An 18,194-nucleotide genomic window follows, 5' to 3' on the forward strand; every position below is an offset into this window, starting at 1 on the left:
AACGACTTCATGTCGGCCCGCAGGGTGGGACACAGGGATGTGTCCCATAATGGCCCCTCGGTGCGCTAGGCCCGGGTATCTCGGGTTTAAAGACAACTTTGTCATCAAATTCAGGGCGCCTTGCGGCGCCCTTGTCCGGGTTACTTGTGCTGGCCCTGCTTTTGCAGGAACTGCACGCCCTTGTCGGGGAAGTCGGTGAACACGCCGTCAACGCCCGCCTGGTTGTAAATCACGTCATACAGCTGATTCACGTCGGTCACGTAGTTTGGCAGCGCATCGGCGCGGATGGTGAACGGATGCACCGCCAGCTTGTTGGCATGGGCTTCTTTCACCATATCGGTCAGCACCACGTGGCCCGGCTTGGATTTCTCCGCTTCCACCAGCATGTGGTAGTCCGGGCCGATACCGTCGGCGTACTGAGCAATCTGCTTCATCGCGCCCGGCTTGAACATCCAGTCATAGTCGTATTCCACCCATTTGCCGTCGGCTTTCTGCTCATAGGTTTCCTGCCACTTGTTGTAGGCGATCAGTTGGATCAGCTTCAGATCCATGCCCATCTTCGGTTCCAGCTCGGTTTTAATGCGTTTCAGTTCATTGGCGTCGAAGCATTGCAGATAAACGTTATCACCCTTGCCGGTATAACCATACTGCTTCAACACCGCCAGCACTTTGCTGGAGATATCCTTGCCTTCCTGCTTGTGGAACCACGGCGCCTTGATTTCCGGGTAAATACCGATGTTTTTGCCGGTCGAATGGTTCAGCCCCTGCACAAACTCGATCTCTTCCTGGAAGGTATGAACGCGGAAGTCCGATTTGCCCATCGGGAAGCGGCCAGGGTAGCCCTGTACCTTTTTGCCGTTTTCGATCTCAAAGCCTTCCGTGAACTTCAGCGATTTGATTTCCGCTAGGGTAAAGTCGATGGCGTAATAACGGCCGTCTTTGCGTGCCCGGCTCGGGAAGCGTTCGGCCACATCGGTGACGCGATCGAGGTAATGGTCATGCAGCACCACCAGCTCGTTGTCCTTGGTCATCACCAGATCCTGCTCGAGGAAGTCTGCACCCTGCGCGTAGGCCATAGCCTTCGCCGGCAGCGTGTGTTCCGGCAAATAGCCGCTGGCGCCACGGTGGGCGATCACCACCTTGTCCGCCGCCTGTGCGGCGCTGACCATTGAGGTGGCCAGGATGATCCCTGTCAGCAGGGCTTTGACGTGAGTCCGCATTTTGTAATTCTCCATGTTATAGGTGCAGGGTAAAAAGTAGTAAAAAGGCCGCAGCGCGGCCTTCAAATAATGCGAAATGTGTATGACGCTTAACCGCGTTTGTTGGCAGCGATTTCCGCGTGGTGCTTTTTCTCGCTCAGCATGGTCAGCAACAGCAGCACTACCGCGCCGATACTGCCGCCAATCATCACCATAAAGCCGCCGTCCCAACCGAAGTAGTCCACGGTGTAACCGACGATGGCGCTGGCCGCAACGGAACCGCCCAGGTAGCCGAACAGACCGGTGAAGCCTGCTGCAGTACCGGCCGCTTTCTTCGGTGCCAGTTCCAGCGCGTGCAGGCCGATCAGCATCACCGGGCCGTAAATCAGGAAGCCGATGGTGATCATGCAGGCCATGTCGATGCCAGGATTGCCGACCGGGTTGAGCCAGTAGACGACGGTAGCGATGGTCACCAGCGTCATAAAGAACACGCCGGTGGCGCCGCGATTGCCTTTGAACACTTTGTCCGACATCCAGCCGCACAGCAGGGTGCCCGGGATACCGGCATATTCGTACAGGAAGTAGGCCCAGGAGGACTTATCCAGCGCGAAGTGTTTCACTTCTTTCAGGTAAGTCGGTGACCAGTCCAGAATGCCGTAACGCAGCAGGTAAACGAACACGTTGGCCACGGCGATGTACCACAGCAGCTTGTTCGGCAGAATATACTGCATGAAGATCTGCTTGGCGGTCAGCTCTTCTTCCGCTTTCTCGCTGTAGTCGTCCGGGTAATCGTTTTTGTATTCTTCGATCGGCGGCAGGCCGCAGGATTGCGGTGTATCGCGCATCAGCGCAAAGGCGATCAGGGCCACCAGAATGGCGCCGAAGGCCGGCATATACAACGCCGCGTGCCAGTCGTTGAACCAGGCCATCCCCAGCAGGAACAACAGCGGCGGCAGGCCGCCACCCACGTTATGGGCGCAGTTCCAGACCGAAACGATACCGCCGCGTTCTTTCTGCGACCACCAGTGCACCATGGTGCGGCCGCAAGGCGGCCAGCCCATGCCCTGGAACCAACCGCACAGGAACAGCAACACGAACATGACCGCGATGCTCGATGTCGCCCAGGGCACGAAGCCCATGAACAACATCACTGCGGCAGCCAGAATCAAGCCGGCGGGCAGGAACACGCGTGGGTTGGAGCGGTCAGAAACCGACCCCATGATGAATTTGGAAAAACCGTAGGCGATGGAAATACCCGACAGCGCGAAACCGAGGTCGCCGCGGCTGAAGCCCTGATCGATCAAATAAGGCATGGCCAGGGTGAAGTTCTTACGCACCAAATAGTAGGCGGCGTAACCGAAGAAAATCCCCATAAATATTTGCCAGCGCAATTTACGGTACAGCGGGTCGACTTTGTCGACCGGCACACGGGAAATGTGTGCTGCCGGCTTAAAAATACTCAACATGAGTGCCTCCGATGGCTTTTAGTTATCACATCAATATGATTTTTTACGTTCATTTGATGATTGAGCGGATATCGAATGTGGTGTTTTTTTGTTCCATAACGAGCGTCATCCTAGTCAAAACAGCCTGGTGTCGCTGTGATGAATGGCGCAAATGTTACACTTTTATGAAACTCAGGCGGATTTTGAGCGATTAGTTAACGATATGAAATAGAAAAACGGTCAAAAATCGTGATTCTGATCACATTCATGGTTTTTTGTGGACATTTTATTTTCGTTTTGAGTTCGTTATTGTTCCTTATCAAACAAAGACCCCAGTAACTGTGGCCCAATAGCATAATAACCACGGATCCTGAGGGAGCGTAATGAGCAGCCATTCACCGGACAGCGAAACGGATGTGATAATCATTGGTGGCGGTGCGACCGGAGCGGGTATTGCCCGTGACTGCGCGCGGCGTGGCCTGCGTTGCATACTGCTGGAGCGCCATGATATCGCCACCGGCGCCACCGGCCGTAACCACGGCTTGCTGCACAGCGGAGCGCGTTATGCGGTGACCGACGGTGAGTCGGCGCGTGAGTGCATAGAAGAGAACCGTATCCTCAAGCGCATCGCGCATCACTGCATCGAGCGTACCGACGGGCTGTTCATTACCCTGCCGCAGGATTCGCTGGCCTACCAACAACAGTTTATTGCTGCCTGTCACGGTGCCGGCATCAACGCCGAAGCCATTGATCCGCAATTGGCGTTGCGCCTGGAGCCGGCGGCTAACCCGGCGCTGATCGGCGCCGTGCGGGTGCCGGATGGCACCGTCGACCCGTTCCGTCTGACCGCCGCCAATATGCTCGATGCCCGTGAGCATGGCGCGCAGATCCTTACCTATCACCAGGTGGTCGGCTTGTTGCGCGTGGGCGATCGCGTGACCGGCGTGCGCGTTTTCGACCATCAAGCTGCGCGCCGCTACGATATCCACGCCGAGGTGGTGGTCAACGCTGTCGGCATCTGGGGCCAGCAGATTGCGGAATACGCCGATCTGCGCATCCGCATGTTCCCGGCCAAGGGCGCATTGCTGATCCTCGGCCACCGCATCAACAACATGGTAATCAACCGTTGCCGCAAACCGGCAGACGCCGACATTTTGGTGCCGGGCGACACCATCTCGCTGATTGGCACCACCTCCACCCACATCGACTACGACCAGATCGACAACATGGTGGTGACGCCGCAGGAAGTGGACATTCTGATCCGCGAAGGTGCGCTGCTGGCGCCGGAACTGGCGCAAACCCGCATTTTGCGTGCCTATGCCGGGGTGCGACCGCTGGTGGCCAGTGACGACGATCCCAGCGGCCGTAACGTCAGCCGCGGCATCGTGCTGCTCGATCACGCCAGCCGCGATGGGCTGGAGGGATTTATCACCATCACCGGCGGCAAGCTAATGACCTATCGCCTGATGGCGCAGTGGGCGACCGATAAAGTGTGTGAAAAGCTTGGGCTGGATAGCCCATGCACTACCGCGGTGGAACCGCTGCCCGGCTCCCGGCAGACGGCGGAGGAAACGGTGCGCAGCGTGGTGGCGTTGCCGGCCAGTATTCGCGGTTCGGCGGTGTATCGCCATGGCGATCGCGCCAGCCTGGTGCCGGCCGGTAATCGGCTGGACAACAGCCTGGTCTGCGAATGCGAGGCGGTTACCGCCGGCGAGGTGCGCTATGCGGTGAACTCTCTCACCGTCAATAATCTGGTGGATCTCCGTCGCCGCACCCGTGTTGGCATGGGCACCTGCCAGGGTGAACTGTGCGCCTGTCGCGCCGCCGGGTTGCTGACGCGCTTTAACGTCGTCACCCCGCAGCAGTCGATCGATCAGTTGTCGCATTTCCTCAACGAACGCTGGAAGGGCGTACGCCCGATCGCCTGGGGCGATGCGCTGCGCGAGAGCGAGTTCACCAGTTGGGTTTATCAGGGATTGTGCGGGCTGGACGCACGGGAGAAACAGGAGGCGGATGATGCGATTTGACGTGGTGGTGATTGGCGGCGGCTTGGCGGGCATGGCTTGCGCCATCGGGTTGGCGGAACAGGGCAAGCGCTGCGCCGTGGTCAGCTCAGGCCAGAGCGCGCTTTATTTCTCCTCCGGCTCGCTTGATTTGCTGGCGCAATTGCCCGACGGCACGCCGGTCGACGCGCCGCTGGCTGCATTGCCGGAACTGGCGCGACAGGCGCCGCGGCACCCTTATTCCTTGATTGGCGCAGAGCGGGTGGCGCCGTTATCTGATCAGGCGGCCCAGCTGTTGCAGCGCTGCGGCCTGAACCTGCAAGGCAGCAATGAAAGGAATCATCTGCGCATTACGCCGCTCGGCACGCGGCGGGCCACCTGGCTCAGCCCACAGGCCATTCCGGTGACGCCGTTGGCCGGTGAATTGCCGTGGGAAAGCGTTGCGGTGATTGGCATCGAGGGCTTTTTGGATTTTCAGCCGCAGCTGGCCGCCGATTCACTTATGCAGGCACTGAGAGTACGCACCGAGGTCAACGGGTTGCATTTACCTGCGCTGGACCGGTTGCGCAACAATCCCAGCGAGTTCCGGGCGGTGAATATCGCCAGAGTGCTGGATTTGCCGGAAAATCGGATGCCGATGGCGGACGAGCTGCGCCGGCTGGCCGGCGATGCCGAGGCGATTTTCCTGCCGGCCTGTCTGGGGCTGGAGGAGGATGCCCCGCTGCTGGCTTTACAGGCGGCGGTGGGCAAGCCGGTACGTCTGTTGCCGACGTTACCGCCTTCGGTGCTGGGCATGCGCTTGCACCAGGCATTGCGCCGGCGCTTGCAACAGTTGGGCGGTGTTTTTATGCCGGGGGACAGCGTGCTGCGGGCGGATATCGACGCCGGGCGTGTTACCGGCCTTTATACCCGCAATCACGGCGATATTCCGCTGCAGGCGCAGCAGGTGGTACTGGCCAGCGGCAGCTTCTTTAGCAATGGGTTGGCGGCGGATTTCGACGGCGTGCGCGAGCCGGTGTTTGGGCTGGACGTAGACAGCCAGGCGGATCGCGCCGACTGGAGCCGCAGCGATCTGTTTGCTCCGCAACCCTATTTGCAGTTCGGCGTGCGCACCGATGGCCGGCTGCGTGCGTTAAGGCGCGGGGAGGCGCTGACCAACCTGTATGCCATCGGCGCGGTAACCGGCGGGTACGATCCGCTACGGCAGGGCTGCGGCGCCGGCGTTTCGCTGATCGGGGCGCTGCACGTCGCGCAACAGATTGCCGCAGAGGAGGAGCGACCATGAGCCTGCAGAAAGACAACAGCTTTGAAAACTGCATCAAATGCACCGTCTGCACCACCTATTGTCCGGTCGCCAAAGTCAACCCGCTCTATCCGGGGCCAAAACAGGCGGGGCCGGACGGCGAACGCCTGCGGTTGAAGGATCCGGCGCTGTACGATGAAGCGCTGAAGTATTGCACCAACTGCAAACGCTGTGAGGTCGCCTGCCCGTCCGACGTCAAAATCGGCGATATCATTCAGCGCGCCCGCGCCGATTACGCTCAGAACAAACCGACGCTGCGCGACGCCATCCTCAGCCATACCGACATCATGGGGTCGCTGTCGACACCCTTTGCGCCCATAGTCAATGCCGCCACCGGTCTGAAACCGGTGCGTGCGCTGCTGGACAAAGCGCTGAAAATTGACCACCGCCGCGAGTTGCCAAAATACTCGTTCGGCACCTTCCGCCGCTGGTATCGCCGTCAGGCGCAGGCCCAGCAGCGCTATGCCGAACAGGTGGCGTTTTTTCACGGCTGCTTCGTCAATTACAACCATCCGCAGTTGGGCAAGGATCTGATCAAGGTCTTTAACGCGATGGATATCGGCGTGCAACTGCTGAAGCGCGAGAAATGTTGCGGCGTGCCTTTGATCGCCAACGGCTTTATCGCCCAGGCCAAAAAGCAGGCCGAAGTGAATGCCGAATCGCTGCATGAGGCGGTGCTGGAACGCGGAATTCCCGTGGTGGCGACCTCGTCGAGCTGTACCTTTACCTTACGTGATGAATATCCGCATCTGTTGGAGGTGGACACTTCGGCGGTGCGCGAGCGGGTAGAACTGGCGACGCGCTATTTGTATCGTCTGATCAACCAGGGCCGCACTCTGCCGCTGAAGCGCACGCCGTTGCGGGTGGCGTATCATACGCCGTGCCATATGGAGAAAATGGGCTGGACCGCCTATACGCTGGAGCTGTTGCGGCAAATTCCGGGGGTGGAGCTGATGGTGCTGGATTCGCAGTGTTGCGGCATTGCCGGCACTTACGGGTTTAAATCGGAGAACTATGCGACTTCGCAGGGGATTGGCGCTTCGCTGTTTCGCCAGATAGAGGAAAGCGGTGCGGATCTGGTGGTGACCGACTGCGAAACCTGCAAGTGGCAAATCGAGATGTCGACCAGTAAAAGCTGCGAACATCCGATCACCCTGCTGGCGCAGGCGTTGGCATAATCGGTGATGGGGTGGCGAAACGGGGCCGGCATGCCGGCCCCCTAAGGTTACTGCTTCAGTTTCAAGGTGCTGATGATGCCTTCGGCTTCACTTTGCGCCTGCTGCTGGTTATCTGCCGGCAGCGTGACCTGAATGGTCAGCATATTGTTATCCAGTGTGCCGATCAGGATCGAAGAGTAGGCTTTCTCGCCGCCGCTGGTGATGATGCTGTCCAGTTGACGCAGAGGGACGCCGTTAACGTCGATGGCTTTATTGGTAATCACCTGCAGATTGGCGTCACGCGAGCGCTGGGTGTCTTCCAGACGCTTGGCCAGCGTTTCCAGGTTGTCGGCTGTCTTGTCGCCGAGGATCACGATCAGCGCGCGCTGGCCGGTGCTGTCGGCGTAAACGTGCATGTTGTTCGCCTGGTTGCCCAGCTTACCGCTTTGGTCCGCCATGCCGACCGGCAGAGTGAACGCCAGTTTTCCGTCCAGTAAACTCACCTGTTGCCCGGCCGGTGCGCTGGCCGCAGCACCGCCCGCCGGCGCCTTGGTGTCTTTGGTGTCGCCGTCACAGGCCGCCAGGCCAAGCACTAACAGGCTGATACCCATCAATTTTGCTACTTTACGCATTGGGCTTCCTTCTTCCTTTCAGGTAGGTTTTTACTGCCGTATCGCAACCTATTCCACGTTGAAATGCAAGGCAGATGTTGTCACAAGGTTTTTTCAAGTAATAGCCGATAATCAGCCACTTCGCCTTTCTTTTCCAGCTGAACAATCTGATAGTGATGGCCGATGAGCATCGTCAACATCGCGCGGAATTGATTGCGTGTTTTCACGGTCAACCGCCGATATCCTTGCGCTCTCGCCCAGCGCTCCTGCTCGGCCAACAGTGCCCGCGCCACGCCGTGGCGGCGAAACGCCGGCAGCACGCCTCCCAGCCAGCTGTAAAATACTTTTTCTTGCGTCTGATAACCCAGTTTGAAACCGGCGGCTTGGCCGTCAACCTCGGCGATCAGCAGGTGGCAGGCGGACGGCCCGACGCGTTGCTGTAAATCGGCCAGGCTATGCAGGCCACCGAATTCGGGGATTTGCCGGTACAGGGCGTGGACTTCGTTGAAGGTAGCGTGGCGGGTGATTACTGTCATTGGCGGCCTCCGTAGGGTGCAGGTCGCCAATGATAACACGGGTCAGTTCGCTTGCAGGCCGCCGTCATTGCGGCGGACGGCAATGCGCTTAAGCAGCATATTCAGCAGTACGCCGTACATCGGCAGGAAGAACAGCAGGCAGATCAAAACTTTGAAGCTGTAATCCACCAGGGCGATCTCCACCCAGTTATTGGCCATAAAGGCATCGCTGCTCTTATAAAACGCAATAAAGAAGAACGACAGGGTATCGCTGATATTGCCGAGGAACATTGCCGCAGCAGGAGCAACCCACCAGGCGCTGCGTTGGCGCAGCCGGTTGAAAACGTGTACGTCGAGGATCTGACCGAGCACGTAAGCCATAAAGCTGGCGATGGCGATACGTGCCACAAACAGGTTAAAGCTGCCCAACGCGGCAAAGCCCTGCCATTCGCCCTGATAGGTCACGGTAGAAATCACGTACGAGATGAACAGCGCCGGGACCATTACCGAAAGAATGATACGCCGTGCCAGCGGGGCACCGAAAATACGCACCGTCAGATCGGTTGCCAGGAAGATGAACGGAAAGGTAAAGGCCCCCCAGGTGGTATGGAAGCCGAAAACGGTAATCGGCAACTGCACCAGGTAGTTACTGGAGGTAATGATGACAATATGGAACAGCGATAGCCAGACCAACGCGGTGAGGCGCTGCTGAGCGGTAAACGAATACATGTTGTAGCCTTTTTAGTCGTGGGGTGAGGGAACCCAGGGTGTCTTGTCGCAACAGCAAAATGCGCTGCGCGGCGGCATGATACGTGTTTGCGCAACCAATGCAATGGCTAAATTTAACGCAAACGTTAACGTATCTTGCGCAGAAAAACTACCGGCGTAAACTAGGCGCCAATGAGATGCGGCGGGCGTTCGCCGATCGCTTTTGATCGAGAAAAATTGCATGACTGACTTATTTGCCCAGGCAGACCAGACGCTTGATGCGCTGGGGCTGCGCTGTCCGGAACCGGTGATGATGGTGCGCAAGACCGTACGCCATATGGATGACGGTCAAACCCTGCTGATTATTGCCGATGATCCGGCCACCACCCGCGATATTCCGGGCTTCTGCCGCTTTATGGAGCACACGTTGGTGGCGCAGGAAACCGACAAGGCACCGTACCGCTACCTGTTACGCAAGGGCGTCTGATCGATGTGAGTTGCACCTCAGGGGGAATTGATTCACCCCTGAGGTATGCCGTTGCCTAGTTGCGTTTCTTCAGCAAGCGCAGTGCGTTGGCGGTGACCAGCGCGGTAGCGCCCGAGTCTGCCAGCACCGCCAGCCACAACCCGGTCATCCCCAGCAGTGTGGTGATCAGGAATATCCCTTTCAACCCCAGCGCAATGGTGATGTTCTGCCGGATATTGGCATGGGTAGCGCGCGAGATGCGGATCATTTCTGCCACACCGAGCAACCGGTTATGGGTCAGCGCCGCGTCGGCGGTTTCCAGCGCCACGTCGGTGCCGCTGCCCATGGCGATACCGATGCTTGAGGCTTTCATCGCCGGCGCATCGTTGATACCGTCGCCGATCATCGCCGTCGGGCGCAGTTCACTCAGTTCGATGACCGCTTTCACTTTATCTTCCGGCAGCAGCCCGGCCCGGTAATCGATCCCCAGTTCTGCGGCAATCGCCGCCGCCGCACGCGGGTTATCGCCGGTCAACATCACCCCGTGGATCCCCAGCGTGTTCAATTCGGCAATGGCCTGTTTAGCGTCGCTGCGCAGCGTATCACGCAGTGCCAGCAGGCCGATCGCTACGCCGTTTTCCAACACCACCACCGCCGTTTTGCCGGCGTTTTCCAGTTTTTCTACCTGGCTTTGCAACAAGGCGTCGAGCTGGCCTGCCACCAGTTTACCCGGTGCGCTGATCAACAGAGTTTTACCGTCAACCACGCCTTCCACCCCAACTCCCGCCAGAGCGCGACGCGCCTGAGCCGGCGGCAGAGGCGCACCATACTGCTCGGCCCGTTTGATAATCGCCTGTGCCAGCGGATGATGGGAGCCGGTTTCTACCGCGGCGGCCAGGGTCAGCAACTGCTGTTCGCTGATGCCGTTGATCGGCAGTACATCCGTGACCCTGGGCTTGCCTTCCGTCAGCGTGCCGGTTTTATCGAAAGCGATGGTTTGCACCTGGCCCAACTGTTCCAGCGCCGCGCCGCCTTTGATCAGGGCGCCGCGCCGAGTGGCCGCCGCCAGCCCGGAGGTAATTGCCGCCGGAGTGGATATGACCAGCGCACAAGGACAACCGATCAGCAGCAGGGTCAGGCCGCGGTAAATCCAGATATCCCAGGGCTGTGACAGCAGCAGCGGCGGCACCAGGATCACCGCAACGGCCAGCAGCATAATCGCTGGCGTGTAGTAACTGCTGAACCGGTCAAGGAAACGTTCGATAGGCGCTCGGCGTTCTTCGGCCTCTTCGATCAACTGCAAAATGCGGTCGATGGCGTTTTTGCCCGGCTCGGAAATCACCTTCATCTGCGCGGCCTGATCGACCGACAGGCTGCCCGCCGCGACTTTCTGGCCCTGCTGACGTTCGACCGGCACCGATTCGCCGGTCAGGGCGCTTTCGTCGAAACTGGCGAACGGGTTGAGCAGTTCGGCATCGGCCGGAAGGCGGGCGCCGGGGGCAATTTCAATCACATCGCCGGGGCGCAGGCTGGCGACCGGCACGCGTTTACGCGCCGAGCCTTGCAGCAGCAGCGCATCTTCCGGCACCAGCTCCATCAGTGCCGTCACGCCACGGCGGGCGCGGTTGGCGGCGTAGGATTCCAGCAGCTCGCCAACCATAAACAGCAGCAGCACCATGGCTGCCTCGGCGGTGGCACCGATAAAGAGCGCGCCTATTGCCGCCACGCTCATCAGCGTTTCAATGGCAAACGGCGTACCGGAGCGGATCAGCCGCAGCGCCTTGGCCGCGACCGGCGCCAAACCGACCAGCGTGGTGGCGATAAACGCAATGCGGCCCAGTTCGGGATTGACCCTATCGAGCACCCAACTGACCACCATCAGCGTGGTAAGCAACAGCAGCGGGCCGAATTCCTTCAGGCGCGATGCCTGGGGCGACTCGGCTTTGGTTGCCTGGGTGCCGAGCAGGGTAAAGCCGGCCTGTTGTACCGCGTCCTGGATGCGCAGGCTGACATCGGATTGGGCGTCGACCACCAGTTTTTCAGTGGCGAACAGCACGCGTGCGTTTTCTACGCCGGGAATGCCCGTAACGGCGTTCTCTATTTTTTTTGCGCAGCTTGGGCAGTCCATGCCGGTGACTTTCCAACTGTAACGTTGGCTGCCGGAAGGAGGGGCGGCAGCCAGACTGTGGCTTTCCTCATCCGGATCCTCATGATCGTCCGTGCTGCAACAGCCGGCGCCATGATCGTGCGAATGAGCATGGCCGGTTTCAACGGTGCCGATTTTTTGTTCGCTGCTGCAACCGTGCTGGGTTTTACCATGGCTGTGATTACAGCCGCAGGTACTTTCTGCAGGGTTATGTTCCTGATGATTATGATTTTTATGGGTATGCATAACGTCCCCCTCCGGGCAGTTAATGATCGACATTGCGCTGACTCTACACCCTGGAGTCAACTCCAGAGTCAAGCGCCGGATGAGAATTATTGTTAACTGTAAGGCTGAGGGGAAATCGGCGTTGCCGGTGAGTGTTAATCGGCGGTGCGACGCAGGGGTCATTAGGCAAAAAAAGAAAATGTTATTCCCGCAGGGACTAAAAAGGCCTGCCGGCTAATAATAAAGAGTTATTAATCTATAACGGTGTAGTTAAATTTAATTATTTTTATAAAAACAGCCAGCATGATTCTCTTGCGTCTGCAGGCCGCATTCTTATTGAAGTTTGTGACTAACTTATGCGTACTTGATTGCCTTTGATTTGTAAATATGATCAAAAAATAGCATAAATATCTTTCGTTATAAAAATATATAGTTGATTATTTTGTGTTCAATTTTAAGTGCCTGCCTATAATTGGAATCGATTACCATTTCTGTTGGTAATATTATTTACTGATATATATGCATTAATTCTATCTAACACACTGCCGTTAACGGCGCATAAACCCCTTCCAGCAAGCCGGTGATTCGTCTGCCGTGGCTTTCTGGCAGGTTATGTCTATCTGCCTGATTGATAACAATCAGCTAATGAGTGGAATCGAACCAATGCAATCAACTAAAAAGGCAATTGAAGTTACTGAATCCAGCCTCGCCGCTACCGGCTCCGGCTATAATGCTGTAGAAGATCTGTTGCATTACCACGAGCGTGGCAACGGGATTCAGGTTAATGGCAAGGATTCATTTTCTACCGAACAAGCTGGGCTGTTTATTACCCGTGAGAATCAAACCTGGAACGGTTATAAGGTTTTTGGTCAACCGGCTAAATTAACTTTCTCTTTCCCGGATTATAAATTCTCTTCTACCAATGTCGCCGGCGATACCGGGCTGAGTAAGTTCAGCGCCGAACAGCAACAGCAAGCTAAACTGTCGCTGCAATCCTGGTCTGATGTGGCCAATATTACCTTCACCGAAGTCGCCCCCAGCCAGAAGGCCAATATCACCTTCGGCAATTACAGCCAGGATCGTCCCGGCCATTACGACTACGACACTCAGGCTTACGCTTTCCTGCCTAACACGATTTATCAGGGGCAGAACCTGGGCGGCCAAACCTGGTACAACGTCAATCAGTCCAATGTTCAACATCCGGCAAGCGAAGATTACGGTCGCCAGACGTTCACTCATGAAATTGGCCACGCGCTGGGCCTGAGCCACCCGGGCGATTATAACGCCGGGGAAGGCAATCCAACCTACAACGACGCCAGCTATGCCGAAGACACTCGCGAGTTCAGCCTGATGAGCTATTGGAGTGAAACCAATACCGGCGGCGACAACGGCGGCCACTATGCCGCGGCACCGTTGCTGGATGACATTTCCGCCATTCAGCATCTGTATGGCGCCAACCTGTCCACCCGCACCGGCGATACCGTGTATGGCTTCAACTCCAATACCGGCCGCGATTTCCTCAGCACCTCCGGCAACGCGCAGAAAGTGATCTTTGCGGCCTGGGATGCGGGCGGCAATGATACCTTCGATTTCTCCGGCTACACGGCCAACCAGCGCATCAATCTGAACGAGAAATCCTTCTCGGACGTAGGCGGGCTGAAAGGTAACGTGTCGATCGCTGCGGGCGTCACCATTGAGAACGCCATTGGCGGTTCAGGCAACGACGTTATCGTCGGTAATGCGGCCAACAACGTGTTGAAAGGCGGCGCGGGCAACGACATTCTGTTCGGCGGCGCAGGTGCCGATGAACTGTGGGGCGGCGCAGGCAAAGATACCTTTGTTTTCGCCGCCGTCAGCGATTCCAAGCCTGGCGCTGCTGACTGGATCCGCGATTTCCAGAAAGGTACCGATAAAATCGACCTGTCGTTCTTTAATCAAGGGGCGCAGGGCGGCGATGCGATCCACTTCGTCGATCATTTCAGCGGTGCGGCGGGTGAAGCATTGTTAACTTACGATAGCTCGAGCAACGTCAGCGATTTGGCGCTGAACATTGGCGGGCATCAGACGCCGGACTTCCTGGTGAAAATTGTCGGGCAGGCGGATGTCGCCACCGACTTTATCGTGTAACAGTGAACATCATAACGCCCGGCGCAATCTGGCCGGGCGTTATGCGGGAGTTAACATGAAAGGTAGTTTAGCGCGCGCCGCCGTGGTGGCGGGGGGCATGATGATGACGGGAACCGTTATGGCCGGCAGTTTGGTTCTTCCCTCCGCGAAGTCGCTGGCGGGGCAATGGTTGATCGCCGATGCCGAACGACAGTGCCAGATTGAATTTTTGGCTAGCGAACAAAGCGAAATCAACGGTTATCAGTTGGTGGACAGTCAGCACTGTCTGAAAAAGGTGTTTACGGCAGAAGTGGTCGGCTGGCGCCCGGCGCCGGATGGCATCGCTCTGTTGCAGGCCGATGGCAGTACGCTGGCGTTCTTTTCGCGCGACGGCGAGAGTTACCGTAATCAACTCGGGGCGGATGACGGCCTGACTCTGAAGGCGCTGGCGTAATAAAACGGGTTCGGTTGCCCGAACCCGCCCTGGATATTTACAGGTACAACGAGCGTACGATCAGGAAATGGCCGGAGAAGTAGCAGAACGCCACCAGCGCGTCCGCCGCCCGGAAACTAAAACGGTAGCGGTTAATCAGCCATACCACGTTGGCCAGCAGCAGCAATGAGGTGCCCGCCAACAGCGAGAAACTGAAATCGGTGCTGCGCATAAAGTAATGCTCACCCGCCAGCCACACCATCAGCAATGTCATCGCCACGTAGGTGGCAATTGGCCAGCGCATCTCTTCCAGCCGGGTCCAGATAGTCGCTAGCAGCAACGCGCCGATAATCAGCAGCGCCAGCGGCAGCGGCCAAAACAGGCTGAAGCTCATCTGGCTGGCGAAGCTCAGGGTGTAAAGCAGGTGCGAAAGGAAAAATGCGCCGATGGCGTACAGCACACGCTCACGCGGCAGCAGCAGCAGGGCGTCGGCGATCAACGTCGCCACCAGGCCGAGGACAATCAGATACCCTGCGGCGCCCAGCACCGGCGCTTGCCAGGCCAGCAACAACAGCAGCAGCAGAGTAAGCGGTTTAAACACCCAACGCTGCCAGCGTGGCCCGCGATAGGAGGCGTCTACGAACAACCAACCGGAAAAGAATACGGCAAGGAACGGCCAACTCATTGTGTCTTCCTTATTCATTATGGGAGCCGCAGAGTCCGGCTCCAAATTGTCACCAGTGTCACTTCCTATGTGCAGTGTAGGCAGCACACCTGCAATCGACAATGCTTTCTTGAGAATGCTATGTTTACGCTGATTTAGCCGCGAAGGGAATGGGAAGAAAGATGAGTAAGCCGCCGCTGTTTTTTGTCGCCGTGATTGCGTTGATCGCCGTGCTGGCGACGCACCGTTACTTCAACCAGCGCCGGGCTGAGGCGGAAAATGACCGCGCGCCGGTGCGCAGCTTGCAGGTCAAGGTTAGCGACAAGCGCGAATTTCCCGTGGCTACCACCCGTTCGCGCCAGCGCGAACAGATGGTCAATGAGCCGATGCATTATGAGGTGGTGTTCAGCCCGTTGCGCGGCGGCGAGGACATTCGGCTACGGCTGAAACAGTGGCAGTACAACCCGATCGAAAAGGGCACGCAGGGCACGTTGAGCATGCAGGGCACGCGCTTCGTCTCCTTTACCGCCCAATAACCTATTTCCTTTTGATCGGCGGCTGTTTTTTCTGCCATGCCAGCAGCTCGAAGACGCCAAAGACGAAGATCTTGGCTTCCTGCCAGTAGCTTATCGGCTGATCTTTCGGCTGGGTAGACTTCAGCAACACCAGTTGCAGCCCGTGCATCACCACCATAAAGAACAGCGCCACGTCGATGAAATATTTCAGCGGCTTGGGAAAAGGGTGGAACAGATTGGAGAGCAGAAAGCCCCATACGCACAGCATCAGCAGGCGGCCCAGATTAATCAGCATTGTTGGTTTTCTCTTGCGAACGAACATAAAGCCGGTAAGCCACCTGACCGGCGACTTTTTCCCGGTGTAATTGCCAGTTGGCCGGCACGTCAGCCGCAGCGCTTTCCGCTTCGGCCTCTACGTAAATCCAGGCCTCATCGGCCAGCCAACCTTGCTGTTCCAGCAGGGTGACGGTTTCTGCCAGCAGCCCTTTGCGGAACGGCGGATCGAGAAACACCACGTCGAACGGCTGGCCGTTGCCTGCCAACCAGCTCAGCGTGTTGGTGTTGACCACCGTGCCTTTACCCTGCAGCAATGCCAGGTTTTTCTCCAGTTGCTGCGCTACCGGGCGTTCAAACTCCAGCAGCGTGGCGCTGCCGGCATAGCGTGACAGCGCCTCCAGCCCCAATGCGCCGCTGCCGGCAAAACAGTCAAGGCAGCGTGCGCCCTGAATGACCGGTGCCAGCCAGTTGAACAGGGTTTCGCGGACGCGATCGGTGGTCGGGCGCAGCCCTGGGCTGTTCGGCACCGGCAGTTTACGCCCGCGCCATTGGCCGCCGATAATGCGGATCTGCCCGGCTGCGGCCTGGGGCGGTTTTTTGGCCGACGCCCGTGGCGTTAGTCTTGTCATAGGTTTGCTTTATTTCTTTCTCTGGCCGCGAGGCCGCACGAGTTAACGAAAAGTTGCACCTATTCTACCGGTGAGAGGCGCCGGGGGGAACGGTAAAACTTTGTTGCCTGATTTCACAGTGGAAAGCATACCGGATGCGTGTTGCTGCGCGAGGGAAAGTGATAGACTCGGCGGATTATTGTCAGCATAAGCAAGCCTTAGGTACGGAGTAGAGTCATCACATGGCAAAAGATAAGAAACGTGGGTTTTTCTCCTGGCTGGGCTTCGGCCAGAAGGAAGAAGAGCAACAGCAACCTGAACCGTCGGTAGAGCAGACGGAAAATCAGGCCGTGGAGACACCGGCTGAACCGGTTGCCGCCCCGCTGGACGACAAGCTCCCCACCCAGGAATCTGAACCTGCCGCCTCCGTTGATACCCCAGGGGAATGGGACGGCAGCCTGACCGGCGAGCATATCGCCGAAAGCGTACCTGTCGCCGCTGAGCATTCCACCCCGGCGCAAGCGTTGGCGGAAGAGGTTGTCACCCTCACCGAGCAGGTGGCGGCGCAGCAGCCGGTTGTTGAAGCGATCGCCGAGCCGGTTGCGATTATGGCCCCTGAGCCAGTCGTTGAACCTGAACCCATCGCATCAGCGCCTGCCGTTGAGCCTGAGCCGATCGTTGAGCCTGAGCCGGAAGTGGTTGAAACTGTGGTTGAGCCAGAGCCAGAGCCAGAGCCAGAGCCAGAGCCAGAGCCTCTGCCGGCCAACGTTGCGCTGGAGCCGGTTATCATCGCCCCGGCCGCGGTTGAAATAATAGAAGAGCAAGAACCCGAATCGACGGAAGCGGACTTGCCGGCCCCGGCGGTAAATCAAGAGCAGGAACGCCCGACCAAAGAAGGCTTCTTCGCCCGCCTGAAGCGCAGCCTGGTGAAAACCAAGCAGAACCTGGGTTCCGGTTTTATCGGCCTGTTCCGTGGCAAGAAAATCGACGACGATCTGTTTGAAGAGCTGGAAGAACAGCTGTTGATTGCCGACGTCGGCGTGGAAACCACCAGTAAAATCATTACCTCCCTGACCCAGCACGCCAGCCGTAAGCAGTTGAAAGACGCCGAGGCGCTGTACGGCAAGCTGAAGGAGGAAATGTCTGAAATTCTGACTAAAGTTGAACAGCCGCTGGATGTTGGCGGCAAAAATCCCTACGTCATACTGATGGTTGGGGTGAACGGCGTGGGCAAAACCACCACCATCGGCAAGCTGGCTCGTCAGTTCCAGGCGGAAGGCAAATCGGTGATGCTGGCGGCGGGGGATACCTTCCGTGCCGCGGCGGTGGAGCAACTGCAGGTGTGGGGCGAGCGCAACCGTATTCCGGTGGTGGCGCAGCATACCGGCGCAGACTCCGCTTCGGTGATCTACGACGCGGTGCAGGCCGCCAAAGCGCGTGGCATTGACGTGCTGCTCGCAGATACCGCCGGCCGCTTGCAGAACAAGGCGCACCTGATGGAAGAGCTGAAGAAGATCGTCCGCGTCATGAAAAAACTGGACGACCAGGCCCCCCATGAGGTTATGCTGACTCTGGATGCCAGCACCGGACAGAATGCTGTCAGCCAGGCGAAATTATTTAATGAAGCCGTGGGCTTAACCGGTATCACGCTGACTAAACTGGACGGTACCGCCAAGGGCGGGGTGATCTTCGCCATTGCCGATCAGTTCGAAATCCCGATTCGCTATATTGGCGTTGGGGAAGGTATCGAAGATTTGCGGCCATTTAAGGCTGACGATTTTATTGAGGCACTTTTTGCCCGAGAGGATTAATAC

General features: G+C 57.8%; 17 protein-coding genes. 8 read left to right on the forward strand and 9 right to left on the reverse strand.

What is annotated here, in order from left to right:
- Positions 1-140: 140 nt before the first annotated feature.
- Positions 141-1,220: a glycerophosphodiester phosphodiesterase gene (gene glpQ, locus ACTJJ1_RS23330; protein ID WP_004950938.1), complete on the reverse strand. Its 1,080-nt coding sequence runs from the start codon at positions 1,218-1,220 to the stop codon at positions 141-143.
- Positions 1,221-1,309: 89 nt separating this feature from the next.
- Entirely contained in the window at positions 1,310-2,665 is a 1,356-nt protein-coding gene (gene glpT / locus ACTJJ1_RS23335; RefSeq protein WP_004950940.1) for a glycerol-3-phosphate transporter, read from the reverse strand.
- A gap of 362 nt (positions 2,666-3,027) precedes the next feature.
- On the opposite strand from glpT, the gene glpA reads away from it, so the two are divergent.
- Genes glpA through glpC form a run of 3 tightly spaced genes read left to right on the forward strand, consistent with a single transcriptional unit; the run spans position 3,028 to position 7,128 of the window.
- Entirely contained in the window at positions 3,028-4,671 is a 1,644-nt protein-coding gene (gene glpA, locus ACTJJ1_RS23340; protein ID WP_440835538.1) for an anaerobic glycerol-3-phosphate dehydrogenase subunit A, read from the forward strand.
- Complete coding sequence (gene glpB / locus ACTJJ1_RS23345; protein WP_409443941.1) at positions 4,661-5,932, forward strand: glycerol-3-phosphate dehydrogenase subunit GlpB; 1,272 nt, start codon at positions 4,661-4,663, stop codon at positions 5,930-5,932. The genes glpA and glpB overlap by 11 nt, the downstream gene beginning before the upstream one ends.
- Positions 5,929-7,128: an anaerobic glycerol-3-phosphate dehydrogenase subunit GlpC gene (glpC, locus tag ACTJJ1_RS23350; RefSeq protein ID WP_004950947.1), complete on the forward strand. Its 1,200-nt coding sequence runs from the start codon at positions 5,929-5,931 to the stop codon at positions 7,126-7,128. Before glpB ends, glpC begins: the two co-directional genes overlap by 4 nt.
- Before the next feature lie 47 nt (positions 7,129-7,175).
- Here the strand turns inward: glpC and ACTJJ1_RS23355 are convergent, their stop codons facing one another.
- From ACTJJ1_RS23355 to ACTJJ1_RS23365, 3 genes are all read right to left on the reverse strand, one after another.
- Entirely contained in the window at positions 7,176-7,739 is a 564-nt protein-coding gene (locus tag ACTJJ1_RS23355; RefSeq protein ID WP_004950949.1) for a DcrB family lipoprotein, read from the reverse strand.
- 80 nt (positions 7,740-7,819) lie between these two features.
- A complete protein-coding gene (locus tag ACTJJ1_RS23360; RefSeq protein ID WP_122289685.1) occupies positions 7,820-8,254 on the reverse strand; it encodes a GNAT family N-acetyltransferase in 435 nt (144 codons plus the stop codon).
- A 42-nt stretch (positions 8,255-8,296) separates the two neighbouring features.
- Positions 8,297-8,962, reverse strand: coding sequence for a 7-cyano-7-deazaguanine/7-aminomethyl-7-deazaguanine transporter (locus ACTJJ1_RS23365; RefSeq protein WP_004950952.1), 666 nt, complete (start codon positions 8,960-8,962; stop codon positions 8,297-8,299).
- Between the two features lie 220 nt (positions 8,963-9,182).
- Here ACTJJ1_RS23365 and tusA point away from each other — a divergent pair, with 220 nt between their 5' ends.
- The gene (tusA, locus tag ACTJJ1_RS23370) at positions 9,183-9,428 is read left to right on the forward strand and encodes a sulfurtransferase TusA (RefSeq protein WP_004950955.1); all 246 of its coding nucleotides are present in this window, start codon (positions 9,183-9,185) and stop codon (positions 9,426-9,428) included.
- Positions 9,429-9,483: 55 nt separating this feature from the next.
- Here the strand turns inward: tusA and ACTJJ1_RS23375 are convergent, their stop codons facing one another.
- Positions 9,484-11,799 (reverse strand): zinc/cadmium/mercury/lead-transporting ATPase, encoded by a 2,316-nt coding sequence (locus ACTJJ1_RS23375; RefSeq protein WP_440835541.1) that lies wholly within the window; start codon positions 11,797-11,799, stop codon positions 9,484-9,486.
- 642 nt (positions 11,800-12,441) lie between these two features.
- On the opposite strand from ACTJJ1_RS23375, the gene ACTJJ1_RS23380 reads away from it, so the two are divergent.
- Together ACTJJ1_RS23380 and ACTJJ1_RS23385 are read left to right on the forward strand one after the other, a co-directional pair.
- Entirely contained in the window at positions 12,442-13,905 is a 1,464-nt protein-coding gene (locus tag ACTJJ1_RS23380) for a serralysin family metalloprotease (RefSeq protein WP_020438298.1), read from the forward strand.
- A 55-nt stretch (positions 13,906-13,960) separates the two neighbouring features.
- Positions 13,961-14,338 (forward strand): AprI/Inh family metalloprotease inhibitor, encoded by a 378-nt coding sequence (locus ACTJJ1_RS23385; protein WP_440835544.1) that lies wholly within the window; start codon positions 13,961-13,963, stop codon positions 14,336-14,338.
- Between the two features lie 37 nt (positions 14,339-14,375).
- On the opposite strand, the gene ACTJJ1_RS23390 is transcribed toward ACTJJ1_RS23385, so the two are convergent.
- Positions 14,376-15,002 (reverse strand): lysoplasmalogenase, encoded by a 627-nt coding sequence (locus ACTJJ1_RS23390; protein WP_004950964.1) that lies wholly within the window; start codon positions 15,000-15,002, stop codon positions 14,376-14,378.
- Positions 15,003-15,163: 161 nt separating this feature from the next.
- Here ACTJJ1_RS23390 and ACTJJ1_RS23395 point away from each other — a divergent pair, with 161 nt between their 5' ends.
- Complete coding sequence (locus ACTJJ1_RS23395) at positions 15,164-15,517, forward strand: DUF2500 domain-containing protein (protein ID WP_006323061.1); 354 nt, start codon at positions 15,164-15,166, stop codon at positions 15,515-15,517.
- A 1-nt stretch (position 15,518) separates the two neighbouring features.
- Here ACTJJ1_RS23395 and ACTJJ1_RS23400 read toward each other — a convergent pair whose 3' ends face one another.
- Both ACTJJ1_RS23400 and rsmD read right to left on the reverse strand, forming a co-directional pair.
- Positions 15,519-15,791 (reverse strand): DUF1145 family protein, encoded by a 273-nt coding sequence (locus ACTJJ1_RS23400; RefSeq protein WP_006323063.1) that lies wholly within the window; start codon positions 15,789-15,791, stop codon positions 15,519-15,521.
- A complete protein-coding gene (rsmD, locus tag ACTJJ1_RS23405; protein ID WP_062791193.1) occupies positions 15,781-16,401 on the reverse strand; it encodes a 16S rRNA (guanine(966)-N(2))-methyltransferase in 621 nt (206 codons plus the stop codon). The genes ACTJJ1_RS23400 and rsmD overlap by 11 nt, the downstream gene beginning before the upstream one ends.
- Positions 16,402-16,622: 221 nt before the next feature.
- Between rsmD and ftsY the strand changes: the two genes are divergently transcribed.
- Complete coding sequence (gene ftsY, locus ACTJJ1_RS23410) at positions 16,623-18,191, forward strand: signal recognition particle-docking protein FtsY (RefSeq protein ID WP_440835547.1); 1,569 nt, start codon at positions 16,623-16,625, stop codon at positions 18,189-18,191.
- Positions 18,192-18,194 lie beyond the last annotated feature (3 nt).

This window comes from Serratia sp. 22264, assembly GCF_052045345.1.
Lineage (GTDB): Bacteria > Pseudomonadota > Gammaproteobacteria > Enterobacterales > Enterobacteriaceae > Serratia > Serratia plymuthica.